This is a genomic window from Caldisericum sp. (assembly GCA_022759145.1).
Lineage (GTDB): Bacteria > Caldisericota > Caldisericia > Caldisericales > Caldisericaceae > Caldisericum.
The window spans coordinates 15,619-29,496 of record JAEMPV010000050.1; the positions used below are offsets into that span (position 1 = coordinate 15,619).

Below are 13,878 nucleotides of genomic sequence, written 5' to 3' on the forward strand. Positions count from 1 at the left end.
AGATAGACTTGTCCTCGTAACCGATGCAATTGAAGCAACAAACCTCAAAGATGGTATTTACAAACTCGGGAACTACGATGTATTTGTAAGCGATGGAACTGCAAGGTTAAAAGACGGAACACTTGCGGGCTCTATTCTGACTATGGATAGAGGATTCAAGAACTTAGTTAAATTTGGTGATTTTTCTTTTGGTGATGCGGTAGTATCTTCATCTCTACTTCCTTCAAGAAGCATTGGTGAAAAAATGCTTGGTGATATAAAAGTAGGCAAGTTTGCAAGTTTTGTATGTATGGATGAATCGTTAAATGTTAAGAAAACAATTGTAAAAGGTAAAATTGTTTACGAGGGATAATATGTTTTTTGTGAATAAGCCTTACTCAAATATGTATTCAAAGCCATTTGAAGGTGAGGTTATCTCTCAGGTTATAATGGGAGAAAAAGTTGAAGTTCTTGAGACGATTAATTCATTTGTAAAGATCCAGGCGTCCGATGGATATGTGGGATATGTGAATGATGATGCAATAATAGAGGCAGAAGATGTTAAGGATATAGTTATTATAAAAGAACCGCTTGTTAATGCTTATTTTGAGCCATCAGTTAAGTCTAAACTTGTTTATACACTCCCCATAGGAAGCATACTTATAAATGGTATGCGAAGAGAAAACGGCTACCATCTTGTAAAAAATTTTTCAGGAGATAATTTTTACATCCAGGAAAACACATTTATTGAAACACAATTTCCCTTTAGATACCAAAAACAAAATTGTAAAAATATTTTAAAAACTGCTCTACAATTTCTAAATGTGCCATATTTTTGGGGTGGAAAAACTCCCTTTGGTTTTGACTGTTCTGGATTTGTTCAGACAGTTTTTGCTCTTAATGGTTATAATTTGAAAAGAGATGCCTATATGCAGGCTGAGATGGATATTTTTGGAACAGTTGATATAACTGATTTAAAGCCATGCGATTTAATTTTCTTTGGGAAGGATCGTATTAATCATGTTGCTATATTCATAGGGGCAGATAGATTCATTCATGCAACAACCACTTATGTTCCAAAGGTGCAGATAAGTAAGTTGGATGAATTCTGGATCTCAAAAATTGCTCTTATAAGGAGGCTCAATTGGTAAAAGCAGAGCATTTAAAGAGCGGCGACAGGGTTGCTGTTGTCTCTCTTGCAAGCACACCTTTTAAAGAAAAATTTGATAGAGGGATTAAGTTTTTAAAGGATTACGGATTAGATGTTGTTATCGATGAACATATTTTCGATGAATATGGATATCTTGCAGGAAGTGACAAAACAAGAGCAGATATTTTAAATGAATATTTCGGGGATAAATCTATCAAGGCAATTTTTTCTACCTGTGGCGGGTATGGGAGTGGACGAATTCTACCCTATCTTGATTTTGATATAATTTGTAAAAATCCAAAAATCTTTGTCGGATATTCAGATATAACTTCTCTACATCTTGCGCTTAATAAGAAATGCGGACTTATCACTTTTTATGGACAGATGGTTGCAGTTGATCTTGGTAAAGACGAAAACTCTCATACGCTTATGCGCTATCTTATGGATAAGACTTTTACACCTATGTTTAAATTCGATGCAATGAGACCTCTGAATAAGGGTATTGCAAGAGGAAAACTTTTTGGCGGTTGCCTTACGCTTGTAGATGCACTTATTGGAACTGAATTTGAAATTGAAAGTAAAGATTCTATATTCTTTTTCGAAGAAGTTGAAGAGCATTTTCATGATATTGATAGAATGCTTTTACACCTGAAATTATCAAAAAAATTGGAAGAATTTAATGGATTTCTTGCAGGCGATATGGTTGATATAACTCAAAAGGATAAAAAAAGAGCAACGCTTACACTTGACGAGATTTATAAAGACTATTTAATTGAAACAAACAAACCGGTTATTTCTAATTTTCCCTCAGGTCATGGCGAGGTTTTTGTTCCGCTTCCTTTGGGTGTATCAGTTGAACTAAATGCAGATGAGAATTATGTTAAGATTATCGAAGGGAGTGTCTCATAAATGGGCTTAGAAAATGAATATTTTGAAATACTTAATGGAAAATACTTTTTTTCAAAGGTTGACCTATTAGAACTTGCAGAAACATATGGAACGCCTCTTTATGTGATATCAAAAGAGAAAATAGAGAAAAATATTGATGAGTTTACGATTGCACTAAAGAATAATTTTAAAGAAGCGCACATTGCATATGCAAGTAAAGCGTTTTCAACAAAGGAAATTTACCGCATTCTTCTTGAGAATGGTCTTTATGCTGATACTGTATCGATGGGTGAAATCTTGACTGCAAAGTCTGTTGATTTTCCGTTTGAGAAGCTCTTTTTCCATGGTAATGCAAAAACTGACGAAGACCTCGAATTTGCAATAGTTAATGGAGTTAATATTGTCGTTGATAATGAGAGTGAGTTCAATTCAATTATAAGAATTGCTGAAAAAACTAATAAAATCGCAAAAATTCTCTTCAGGATTAAGCCAGAGGTCGAGGCTCAAACACACTCCTATATCATAACAGGTCATAAACTTTCTAAGTTTGGTTTGGATTTGTTAAAAGCTTATAACCTTGTAGAAGTTGCTTTAAAAACAAAAAGAATAAACTTTTTAGGGTTCCATTATCATATTGGTTCTCAGATTTTTGATATTAACGCCTTTAAGGCTTCATCAGAGGTCGTTTCATCATTTTTAAGGACATTTAAGGAAAAATTTGGCTTTCTTCCCTCGTATTTAAGTGCTGGTGGTGGTTTTGCAGTTAGATATACTGAAAATGACCCTGTTGTTGACAAAAACGCATACATCTCTTCTATAAGAGATGGACTACAGAGGTACTTAACTAAGTCTGAAATTGATTCTATGGTTATTTTTATTGAACCAGGGAGGGCTATTGTTGGCGATGCAGGTATAATTCTCTATCGAGTTGTAAGGAAAAAGAATGTCGAGGGAAATAAATATCTTTTTGTTGATGGCGGAATGGGTGATAATATAAGACCTCCACTATACGATGCAAAATACACAGTTACAAATGTATCTAAGTTAGCTGGAGAAAGAGAAATTTATTCTGTTTTCGGGAAATATTGCGAGTCTGGTGATATTGTTGCAACATCAGTAGAACTGCCAAATACAGAAGAAGGGGATATCCTTGCAGTCCTTACTGCTGGAGCTTATACATACTCGATGGCAAGTAATTACAATAGATTCCCCCGACCAGGAGTTGTTATGGTCGAGAGAGGCTCGCACAAACCTATTGTAAGAAGGGAATCTTATGAGGATGTTTTGAAATTTGATTTATAATTTTTATTCAACTCTGTAAAATGGTTTCTCTATAATAAAGTCTCCTTTAAATTCTTTTTCATCTAAAAGAAATATTGTATCAAGGTCAAAGTATTTAAAACCTCCCAGTCCCAATGCAAGGTGAACGCTCTGTGTAATGCCTGTGCTTGTTTCAGCCATTGCACCTATCATAAGCCCTATATTTTTTGCCTTTGCTATCTCTGAAATTGTGATTGCGTGAGATATGCCAGATTTCATGATTTTAATATTGAAAAAATCAACAGCCTCTTCCTTTATTAATCTCAGAGCATCGTAAGGAGTTTTTATGCTTTCATCTGCCGCAACTGGAAAATCTGAATGAAATCTCACATATTTTAGGCCCTCGAAGTCATCAAATCTAACGGGTTGTTCAAAAATTGCAACATCTATCCCCTGCTTATACATCTCTTTAATGAAAAACACAGCTTCTTTTGGTGTATAACCCATATTTGCATCGATTATGAAGCGCATTCCACTTTTTAGTTTTGCTATTTCAGTCATTGCTTTGATATCTTCTTTAAGATTTTCTCCAACCTTTACCTTCATTATTCTAAAGCCTTCATCTATAATTTCTTTTGCCTCTTCAAGGCGCTCTTCAAGGCTTCCAATACTTACAGTTTTGTCTGTTTCAAGTTTTGTTTCGCTACCTCCAAGAAGTTTGTAAGGTTTTATCCCTAATTCTTTTGAATATGCGTCTAAAATTGCAAATTCAATGCCTGCCCTTAAACTTGGGGTGCTTAAAAGTTTTGATGTTTTTTCAAAAATTGCCCTATACCTTGATACATCAAGTCCTTTTAAAAAATCATTTAAAAAACCTTCCATTGCAAGCAATGAATTTACAACCTCGCCATTAACTCGAAAGGAAGGAGAAGCCTCTCCCAAGCCAACAATTCCGTTGTCGAGTGTTATTTTGCAGGTTATGTTCGTTGCAACTGTTTGAACACTATTTGTGACATGAAATGGCCTTTTAAAAGGCGTTTCGGTTTTTTCAAGTTTTATGTTTGCTATTTTTCCCATTTTCTACCTCCATAACTAATTATAACTGTTTTTCAATTTTTCTTTTCTCGTTTTTATAAGCTTCTCTAAAAGGAATACCACTTTTAATAGATTCATTAACTCTTTCAACTGCCCTCATTTCATCTGTAATGAGTTTTTGAGCCCTATTCTTATCTATGCTAATGTGCTTTAAGGCATAGGAAAAGGTGTCTATTGTCGATTCCGCTGTGTCGATTATTTCTAAGATAGCCTCTTTTGTAAGCTGGAGATCCCTGTGGTATCCAGAAATGAGGTTTGAAGGTAACATTCTGAGCATTAACTCTAATGAAATTACTTTGTTGTAATTTGCTCTTGCAATTTCGAATACATCTGGATTAAACTTGTTTGGCATCATTGAACTTCCGGTTGTTATCTGTTTATCCAATTTTACGAAACCAAAATCTTCTTCCGAAAATAAAATTATGTCGCTTGAGAGTTTGTTTATGTCAAAAAGGATCATAGAAAGAGCGAATGCAATTGCACTTTCAAACTTTCCTCTGCTATTCTGGACATAAAGTGGATTTTCCTGAATCCTTTTGAATTTGAGTTCTTTTTGTGTAATAGTTCTATCTACTTTAATATTGGGAACACCATATCCTGCGCCACTTCCAAGAGGGTTTTGGTCGATTAGATACTCTATGCTTTTAAATACCTTTAAATCGTCCTCTAAACTTTCTATAAAGCTCCCAAGCCATACATCCACTGTTGTTGGAGTTGCTTTTCTGTAATGTGTAAAACCGGGAATCTCTACATCTCCATACTCTTTTCTAAGTGTTTTAAGAGTTTTTATGAGTTTTCTTGCTTGTAATTTTATTCTTTTAAGTGAGTCTTTGTAATAGAGCCTCAAAGCAGTTACAACCTGATCATTTCTTGACCTTGCTGTGTGAACTTTTTTACCGATGTCTCCCAATTTTCTTACAAGGTAATTTTCAATTTTTGTATGGCTGTCCTCCTCGCTTTTCGATATTTTTATCTGTTTTTTAGATAAGAGTTCGTTAAGTGCTTTAATTATTTTTTCCTTTTCATCTTCATTGAGTATTCCAATTTCTTTTAGCATTTTTACATGCGCAATTGTTCCGATAATGTCGTATTTTATGAGTCGTTCATCAAGTTTGTTGTCTTTTCCAACGGTAAAATTAAGGATTTTTTTCGAAATATCTTTATTTGTTTCCCAGAGTCTTCCCATAGAGTTTCTTTCTCCAATCGTATGGATTATTTTTTCTCAAAACAACTGCGTGTGCCTTTAGCCTAATTGCGTTTATGTTAATGAAGCCTTTTGAATCTTCTGGGCTAAAGTTTTCTATTGAGTCCATACTTGCAATTTCTTTATCATACAACGAGGTTTTTGATTCTCTTGCAATTGGAATTACATTGCCCTTGTAGATGCTCAATGTTACTTTTCCATCAATTGCTTCTTGAGATTTTTTGATGGCAGCAAATATGAAGTCCATTTCTGGAGAAAACCAAAAGCCATTATAAATGAGTTCAGAGAACTTGACAGAAAGCATATCTCTCAGGTGCATCACCTCTTTATCCATTGCTATACCTTCGAGATCTCGATGTGCAGTCCATAGAATTGTCGCTCCTGGTGTCTCGTAAACACCTCTTGACTTAATTCCTATGAATCTATTTTCTACCATATCAACCCTTCCAACGCCATTTTCCTTTCCAATTTCGTTTAAATACATAAAGAGTTCGAGTGGATCTTTCTTCACAGTCCCATCATTTTTGTTTACGACTTTTGTTGGTAATCCATCTTTAAAATGGATTTCAAGAATTGTTTCTTCGTCTTTTGCATCTTTAATTGATTTAGTTTTTGAAAATACATATTCTGGAGGAGGTGTTTCTGGATCTTCAAGAATTCCTGCTTCGTGACTTATATGCATAAGATTTTCATCCTCCGAGAATGGCTTTTCTTGAGAGGCTTTTATGGGGATTCCATGTTCTTTTGCAAATTTAATTAAATCAGACCTTCCTTTGAATTGTTTTAGAAATTCTGGGTCTTTCCATGGTGATATTACCTTAATAGATGGATTTAACGCATAATATGTCAACTCAAAACGGACTTGGTCGTTTCCCTTGCCCGTCGCCCCATGCGCTACATATGGTGCATTTTCTAACTCTGCAATTTCAATTTGTTTTTGTGCTATAAGAGGACGTGCAAGAGAAGTGCCCAAAAGGTATCTTCCTTCATAAATTGCATTTCCCATTAGTGCAGGGAATATGAACTCCGTTACAAATCTTCTCTTCAAATCTTCAACATAAACTTTTGATGCGCCTGTTTTCAGTGCCTTTTCCTTTACTTCCTCAAAGTTTTCTTCTTGTCCAACATCAGCAACATAGGCAATAACTTCAAAACCATTCATTGAAAGATACTTTAAAATTACCGAGGTGTCAAGCCCTCCACTGTAGGCTAAAACTACCTTTTCCATTTTTTGCCTCCTTAAATGTATGATTTGAATTTTTCAATAACTTCCTGTGTTTTCTCTTTTCTTGTTACTACAAGAATTGTGTCGTCACCTGCTACTGTTCCCACAACTCCTTCAATATGCATGCTGTCGATGATGTTTGCAACACCACTTGCATTACCTGGAGAAGTAAAAATTAGAATCAAATTTTCTTCTGAGTCAATTCCCTTCACGAAGTTCTTAAATGCAATTTTTAGGCTACTCCCCAGATTTTCCTTTTCTTCTTTAAGAATTGTGTAATAAAATCCATTTTCATCTCTAACCTTTACAACATTTAGTTTTTTGAAATCTCTTGCAATTGTTGCTTGTGTTACTTTTATGTGATTTCTTAAAAGTAGTTCCTGGAGTTCTTTTTCACTTTTTACTTTTTCTCTCTGTAAAATTTCCCGTATAAGCCTTAATCTTTTTTCATAATTTTTCATTTTAGTCTCCTTATATGCATAATTATACATTTTTATTTTGAAAGTCAATACCTTTTTATGCAGTATTTTAAGGTTTAATAGCAAACAATATTTATGTATGCTGTTTTATATCGTAATTTGTGAAACTTTATTAACAAATTTGCTTTATGTTTCAAGAATGACTTAAATACTTACTTCGAACCACCCATTTTCTTGTGTTTTAAGGGTCATCTAAATAAATTTTTGGGGTAAAGTACTATAGAACAAAATTTCGCTTAACTATGCGTAATTTTATGCAAGTTTTTTAAAGCCCTCATTCTAACTTCGTTTTATGGCAATAAAATAAATATTTATGCTTTTAATTTTTTTGTGATAAAATATCCATGGAAGGAGGTAGGATGGAAAACATTTTAAAAGAAAAATTGGATGAAAAGAGTCTTGAGAAGTTAGAGAAAATTAACAATCCTAAAGTTTTTGAGTTTATTACTAAGTATGCTTTGCACTGTAATCCAAAAAACATCTTTGTATCTGATGGGAGCCCTGAGGACATCGATTTTATAAGAAAAAAGGCGCTCGGTGATGGTGAAGAGATGCCTTTAAAAATTAAGGGGCACACAGTTCATTTTGATTCTTACTACGACCAGGGAAGGGACAAGAAAAATACAAAGATTCTTGTTGATGAGGGTGAATACCTTGACCCTGTTATAGAGACTGGCCCAAGAGGTCCTCTTACGGAAGAAGTTCACGAAATTATGAAAAACATAATGGATGGAAGGACTATGTACATACTTTTTTATGTCCTTGGTCCTGAGAATTCCCCTTTTACAATTCCTGCAGTTCAACTTACAGATTCTCCCTATGTTGCTCACTCTGAAAACATTCTCTACAGGCAGGGTTATAATGAGTTTGTAAGGCAAGGCGAAAAACTTACAAGATTTTTCAAATTTGTCCACTCCGAAGGTGAACTTGATGAGAGAAAAACTTCAAAGAATCTCGACAAGAGAAGAGTGTATATTGACTTAAAAGATGAGATTGTTTATTCCTGCAATACACAATACGGAGGGAACACTATTGGCTTGAAGAAGTTAGCCATGCGCCTTGCTATAAAAAGGGCCTCAACTGAGGGATGGCTTACAGAACATATGCTCCTTATGGGAGTTACAGGTCCGAACGATAGGGTTTCATATTTTACTGGTGCATTCCCTTCAATGTGTGGTAAGACTTCAACTGCGATGCTTAAAGGAGAGAAAATTGTTGGCGATGATATTTCTTATATAAGGGAAATTGGTGGCGTTGCAAGGGCTGTTAATGTTGAAAAGGGGATGTTTGGAATTATCGAGGGCATAAATTCAAAGGATGACCCGATTCAGTGGAAAGCGCTTCACAGCGAAAATGAAATTATATTCTCAAATGTTTTAGTGCTTGAAGATGGATCTGTTTATTGGAACGGTCACGATGGACCAGTTCCTGAAAAAGGAATAAACCACTCAGGTGTATGGTACAAAGGCAAAAAAGATGAAAACGGAAAAGAAATTCCGCCGTCACATCCAAATGCTCGATTTACCTTGCACCTTGAAGTTTTGGAAAATGTTGATGAGAACCTGCATAATCCCGCAGGAGTTGAAGTTTCAGGGATAATTTATGGTGGAAGAGATTCTGATACCTGGAATCCTGTTTGCGAAGCGTTCAACTGGGAGCATGGAATTGTCCTTAAAGGGGCTTCAATTGAATCAGAGACAACTGCAGCAACGCTTGGCAAAGTTGGCGTAAGAGCATTTAACCCTATGTCTAACCTTGATTTCCTTTCAATCCCAATTGGCAAGTATATTGAGATTAACCTCGAATTTGGGAAGAAACTAAAAAAGACTCCCAAGATTTTTGGTGTGAACTACTTCCTCAAGGATGCTAATGGTCGTTTCCTTAATGAGAAAAATGACAAGAAGGTGTGGCTCAAGTGGATGGAAAGAAGAGTCCATGATGAAGTAATGGCTCTCAAGACACCTGTTGGTTTGATGCCGCTATATGAAGACCTGAAGATGCTTTTTAAACAATATCTTAGCAAGGACTATTCTTATGAGGATTATGTTAAGCAATTCACACTTCGAGTAAATGAAAACCTTGCAAAAATCGAAAGATTAAGAAATATCTACTCAGAATTGAAGTTTGTCCCTACTCGTGTATTCGAACTATACAGCGAAGAAGAGGAAAGGCTTAAAGAAGCAAAGGCAAAGTTTGGAGATTACATAGCACCTGATAAGTTTGAGGTAGTTGAGTGATTAAGGGGGGGCGGGAAGCCCCCTAATTTTTATTTAATAGTCAATTGTTAGCGTGATCTTTCCGTTCTTTATTTGCTCTTTTATTACATCGCTTGACTTGTTTGCAAGATCGTTAAGAAAGTTAATTCTATCGTTTTCTTTCATAAGTTTTGGTTGCGATTCTGTTAATGAAACGGGCTCTATGGTAAATTCAAATGATTTTCCGTATTTTGTTACAAAAACGATCAAGCCTTCCTGTGTTTCTTTTGAAAAATACTGGTCGAAAACGAAATTCCCAAGCGAATAAAATATAAGGGTTTTGATGTTTCGTTTTTTTGATTCATACAATTCGATATCTTTCACAACATGGGGATGGCTTCCTATAATGAGGTCTGCACCGGCATCAATAAGTGTATGCGCAAGATACCTATCACTATAAGTGCTTTTTCCAATATACTCTTCTCCAAAATGCATGACCATGATAACAAAACTATTTTCGTGGCTTTCTTTTATATCTCTTATCCATTCCGAAACTTCATCGAGATTAAAGGGATATGTTGCGTTAAATCCCACTAAAACAACACCGTTTTTCTCTATAATGCGTGAATTTTTAAAGTTAGTTGGTTCACCAAAAAAGTCAATGCCACCTTTTTGTAGAATTTCCTTAGTTTGGGAGATGCCGTTTAAACCCATATTATCGGTGTGGTTGTTTGCAAGAGAAAGTGCATTGAAGTGAGCGTACTGTAGCGTTTGAATAACATCTTTATCGAAGCAGAATCTCAAAGAGCCTCTTTCGAAATTTACTTTTTTATAGGCAATTGGTCCTTCAAGGTTTCCGACTGCTAAGTCAATGCCTCTAAACGCCTGTTCAATATAGTAAAATGGGTAGAAATATGAATTTGATAAAATTTTTTGATATACACCCCTATCAAGCATAATATCACCTACAAAAGAAAGAGTAGTGGGTTCATTGTTTTGATGAGATAATTTGCCTTTCTTGAAAATACAGCTCACATAGGATGTTGAACTTGTGAGGTATTCTTTTGAATAGTCCTGGGCGTTTTTGTGCGCAAGGATTTCGTAATCGCCATAGCCTCTTAGGATTGAAATGTATCTTAAGATGTACAAACTTTGCCACGAGTCAACATCGATTGTTGGAAATTCGTTTTCTACAAAATTTGTAAGTACTCTTATGCTTTTCTTATCGTGGACATCCTCAATTTCTTTGGGAAGATAGTGCGAAAAATCTACACTTGCAATAACAAAAGTGTCAACAGGAAGTGTGCTATTCAAAAGTGATGCAAAATTTTTTGCTTCATCCATTGTAACCTTAGGACTTACAAGAATTGGTAGTATTAGGCTTTCGCCAAAATATTCTTTAATGAATGGAAGATGATTTGCAATCCCATGGTCTAAATAAATCGCAGTATTATCCTCTTTAATGTTAAATTGCTTTTTAAGGATATTAATTTCATCGGTTGCAACTTTAAAATCGAGAAATTGCGATTCTGAAGTGATGAATGAAACGCCTTCGGAAGTGCATTTCCCAAAGTGGTCAGGTGAAAGGATGACGACAATTTTCGGCTTTGCAACTTCACTTGAAATGCGCTTGTAAAAGTCTTCAATTACATCCTTTGCTACAAGATGGTGTGGAACAACGCCGCCTAATATCTTCGGCTCAACAATTTCAGGAGCCGATATATAAGCAGGCTTTAAAATTAGTATTGTTGAAATTGCAATAAGAGCAAAGATTATTAATTTGAAAAATTGCTTATCCATTTTGGTTTCGGAGGAATTTTCCCTTCTTTTAACATACTTCGCCATTGTTCATCAGTAAGCCTATTTTCCATAGGATACTTAAACTCATAGTAAGAAAACACAGGACCAACCGCAAGATGTATGTTTCCTTTTTCATCAGGGCATGCAACAAGAATTGTATTTATATAGCCCAATCCTTCTTCAAGAACGATCTTTGTATTCCCATCCGTATGAACATCCGTTACGAGCGTTGGCTTTATAAGGTCAATATCAGTTTCTCCTGAGAATAACATCTGAGTCGCTGTATCAAAATATTCACCGATGCCTTTAACTGTATAATAGTCAGTGTCATCAAGAGGGGCATTCTCAAGTTCCTTTTTTACAATGTTAAGGAGCTTTTGAAGCAAGGTATCAATGTCATCAAGTGCATACATTTTCCACTGTAGCGTGTCCTTAATTTTTCCATCTGTTGTTTTATCTTCTATCTTTTGAAGCCCATCTTTTGTGAGGCGTGTTAATTCAATGAGTTTTATGTAGAATTCAGGGACTGGTTCAACATAGCCTGGGTAGGGTTTTTCTTCAGGACCGCCTTCGCCTTTTTCTGCCATTACATAACTCTGCTTTACATAAAGGACTGTATCGTGCCTTAATTCAGTCCACGATGACAGAGCCGTTTGAAGAAGTTTATCAGCATATGCATTTGTTTTCATAAAAGTTGGGAGCCCTTGCACTTCCTTCAAGAAAAGTGATGTAAGGACATCAAGCCACTTGTTGTAGAGGGTTTTATTCCACTCGTCTTTCGGTAAATTATCTATATAACTTTTAAGTTCGTTAAAGACTTTATCATAGTCTGAGTAGTTTGTGTCCCCCTCGGCCTTCAGTAATTCAAATGCTCTATCAGAGCCAAGTAATGCCATAAGGTCGAGCCCTCTTGGGAATCCTCTTACTTCTCGTCCCTTACATCCCTCTACAGATGTTTTTACCCAGGTAAACGGTCTGTTTTCTTCTGAGTCTTTATACTTGTCATACCAGGTGTAAGTAAAAGGAAGGTTAGTTATGGGAAGAGGAGTTTTCTCCCCTGTGTATTCGCCCGAAAAGGGCGAGACAATCCTTGAGAAAAGATAAGAATCGATTGTGAATCTTTGTCCAAGTAGTCTCATACCTTTTGTCTCTTTAAGAAGTTTTAGATTTGTTTCTTTAAGATGTTCGATGTCTTCCTTGCTTAATGGAGGGCAAGGCATTGGCATCTCACAGGCGCCTAAACCGCTATAGATTTGAGGATCCCTTAGTTTTTGAAGTTCAGCTTTTATTGTATCAAATTGCGATATTATATCCTTTTCACTTGAATTGTCTTTAAGAAATCCATTTAAGATACGAGCATATTCGTAAGGCGTTATGTCGTCTGAGAATCCTACAAGAAAAGATGTGATTTCGTAAATTGTTGACCACTTATTCTGTGCATCTTCAGATTTAAGAAAATCGTATGATATGAATAACCCCTGTAAAGTTTGAATTTTTGCATCATAAATAGAAATGATTCCATCATAAAAGCCGCATTCTGATTCCCCCTCTTGTATTTGTGAAGAGCCATTAAGTAGGAAAGTCATCCTTCCATACCACATAAGAGTTTTGAAGTATGATTTTAGAGTTTCTGACTCCGTGTAATGCCCCCGTGGTATATATTGAGAGTAATCTTCCTTATAGAGGAATATTTTTGAGTTCTCGAAACCATTATGTTTATTGATGAGCGCTAATTCTTGTTCTACAAGGTCTTTTACGCTTGCATCGACACGGAAATTTGGATCTTGAAGTAACTCCGCTACTCCAAAGAATGCAAGGTTTCTTTTTGCAACTTCTTTTATAATAGGGTCATCCGTATTCTTGTATCTTTTGAGGTTTTCATTGTAGAAATAATCCGTGAGGTCTTTTATATACTGAGCAAAGACATTCTTCTCAAAATCGATAAGTGTCCTCTCAAAAAAGATATGGTAGAAGTGGAGAATGGAGTCAGTAGTTATGTAAACTGGGATTTCCTTTTCCTGAAGCGCAAGGTAGTATGAAAAGAAATCTTCCTTTGGAGAAATTGTTTCAGGATACTGAACATACCTTGTCGAGATCTTCATATCTCCTATTTCCTTTGGCGTTTCTATTACAACAAAGCCGTTCTTCTTAAGGATATTAAGTGCAGTTGCTCCAACAGTTATTTTCCCTTGAATTGTTTTGAGATTGAGGATATTGGAAAGGCTTAGAGGAAGTGCATATTGTTTTGCGTGTGGATTTATTGTAAATTCAATTGGTGTTGTCTTTGCTTCAAAAGATTTGCTCATCACAAACTCAATTTTTTGTTGTGTGTTCGTTCCACCCCCTTGGTTTTCACCTTGCCCGGGCTGTTCCTGTGTGATCGTTCCGTTCTGTGAGTTTCCGCCGTTTCCCTGTTGTCCATTTGAGGGATTTTGGGTATTTCCATTGTTTGCAACCTCATTAGCATTTTTGTGTAAAGCAAAATAGACTGATACACCCACAAGTGACACAACAAGCGCCAAAATGATTGCATACAAAATTACTTTTTTCATAAATACCTCCTCCAAAAATATTTTAATACTTTACTCCAAATATTAGATAAC

The 13,878-nt window shown here is 35.6% G+C and carries 11 protein-coding genes; 5 read left to right on the plus strand and 6 right to left on the minus strand.

What is annotated here, in order from left to right; all coding sequences use genetic code 11:
• The 4 genes from JHC30_03495 to lysA all read left to right on the plus strand — a co-directional run.
• Nucleotides 1–352, plus strand: a 352-nt coding sequence (locus JHC30_03495; GenBank protein ID MCI4463217.1) for an amidohydrolase family protein, incomplete at its 5' end; no start/stop codon positions are given.
• 1 nt (nucleotide 353) lies between these two features.
• On the plus strand, nucleotides 354–1,130 hold the full coding sequence (locus JHC30_03500; GenBank protein ID MCI4463218.1) for a C40 family peptidase: 777 nt from the start codon (nucleotides 354–356) through the stop codon (nucleotides 1,128–1,130).
• Nucleotides 1,124–2,038 carry an LD-carboxypeptidase gene (locus tag JHC30_03505; GenBank protein ID MCI4463219.1) on the plus strand — a complete coding sequence of 305 codons (915 nt, stop codon included), beginning with the start codon at nucleotides 1,124–1,126 and terminating at the stop codon, nucleotides 2,036–2,038. Before JHC30_03500 ends, JHC30_03505 begins: the two co-directional genes overlap by 7 nt.
• Complete coding sequence (gene lysA, locus JHC30_03510) at nucleotides 2,039–3,319, plus strand: diaminopimelate decarboxylase (GenBank protein ID MCI4463220.1); 1,281 nt, start codon at nucleotides 2,039–2,041, stop codon at nucleotides 3,317–3,319. It begins immediately after the preceding gene.
• 3 nt (nucleotides 3,320–3,322) lie between these two features.
• Here lysA and JHC30_03515 read toward each other — a convergent pair whose 3' ends face one another.
• The 4 genes from JHC30_03515 to argR are packed head-to-tail and all read right to left on the minus strand — an operon-like array spanning nucleotide 3,323 to nucleotide 7,262.
• Entirely contained in the window at nucleotides 3,323–4,354 is a 1,032-nt protein-coding gene (locus tag JHC30_03515; protein ID MCI4463221.1) for a dipeptide epimerase, read from the minus strand.
• A gap of 19 nt (nucleotides 4,355–4,373) precedes the next feature.
• On the minus strand, nucleotides 4,374–5,558 hold the full coding sequence (argH, locus tag JHC30_03520; protein ID MCI4463222.1) for an argininosuccinate lyase: 1,185 nt from the start codon (nucleotides 5,556–5,558) through the stop codon (nucleotides 4,374–4,376).
• Complete coding sequence (locus JHC30_03525) at nucleotides 5,533–6,804, minus strand: argininosuccinate synthase (GenBank protein MCI4463223.1); 1,272 nt, start codon at nucleotides 6,802–6,804, stop codon at nucleotides 5,533–5,535. Before JHC30_03525 ends, argH begins: the two co-directional genes overlap by 26 nt.
• Nucleotides 6,805–6,815: 11 nt before the next feature.
• Entirely contained in the window at nucleotides 6,816–7,262 is a 447-nt protein-coding gene (gene argR, locus JHC30_03530) for an arginine repressor (protein MCI4463224.1), read from the minus strand.
• Between the two features lie 377 nt (nucleotides 7,263–7,639).
• On the opposite strand from argR, the gene JHC30_03535 reads away from it, so the two are divergent.
• Nucleotides 7,640–9,517, plus strand: coding sequence for a phosphoenolpyruvate carboxykinase (GTP) (locus tag JHC30_03535; protein MCI4463225.1), 1,878 nt, complete (start codon nucleotides 7,640–7,642; stop codon nucleotides 9,515–9,517).
• A 33-nt stretch (nucleotides 9,518–9,550) separates the two neighbouring features.
• Here JHC30_03535 and amrB read toward each other — a convergent pair whose 3' ends face one another.
• Both amrB and JHC30_03545 read right to left on the minus strand, forming a co-directional pair.
• On the minus strand, nucleotides 9,551–11,320 hold the full coding sequence (gene amrB, locus JHC30_03540; protein ID MCI4463226.1) for an AmmeMemoRadiSam system protein B: 1,770 nt from the start codon (nucleotides 11,318–11,320) through the stop codon (nucleotides 9,551–9,553).
• Complete coding sequence (locus JHC30_03545) at nucleotides 11,251–13,827, minus strand: DUF3160 domain-containing protein (protein ID MCI4463227.1); 2,577 nt, start codon at nucleotides 13,825–13,827, stop codon at nucleotides 11,251–11,253. Before JHC30_03545 ends, amrB begins: the two co-directional genes overlap by 70 nt.
• Nucleotides 13,828–13,878 lie beyond the last annotated feature (51 nt).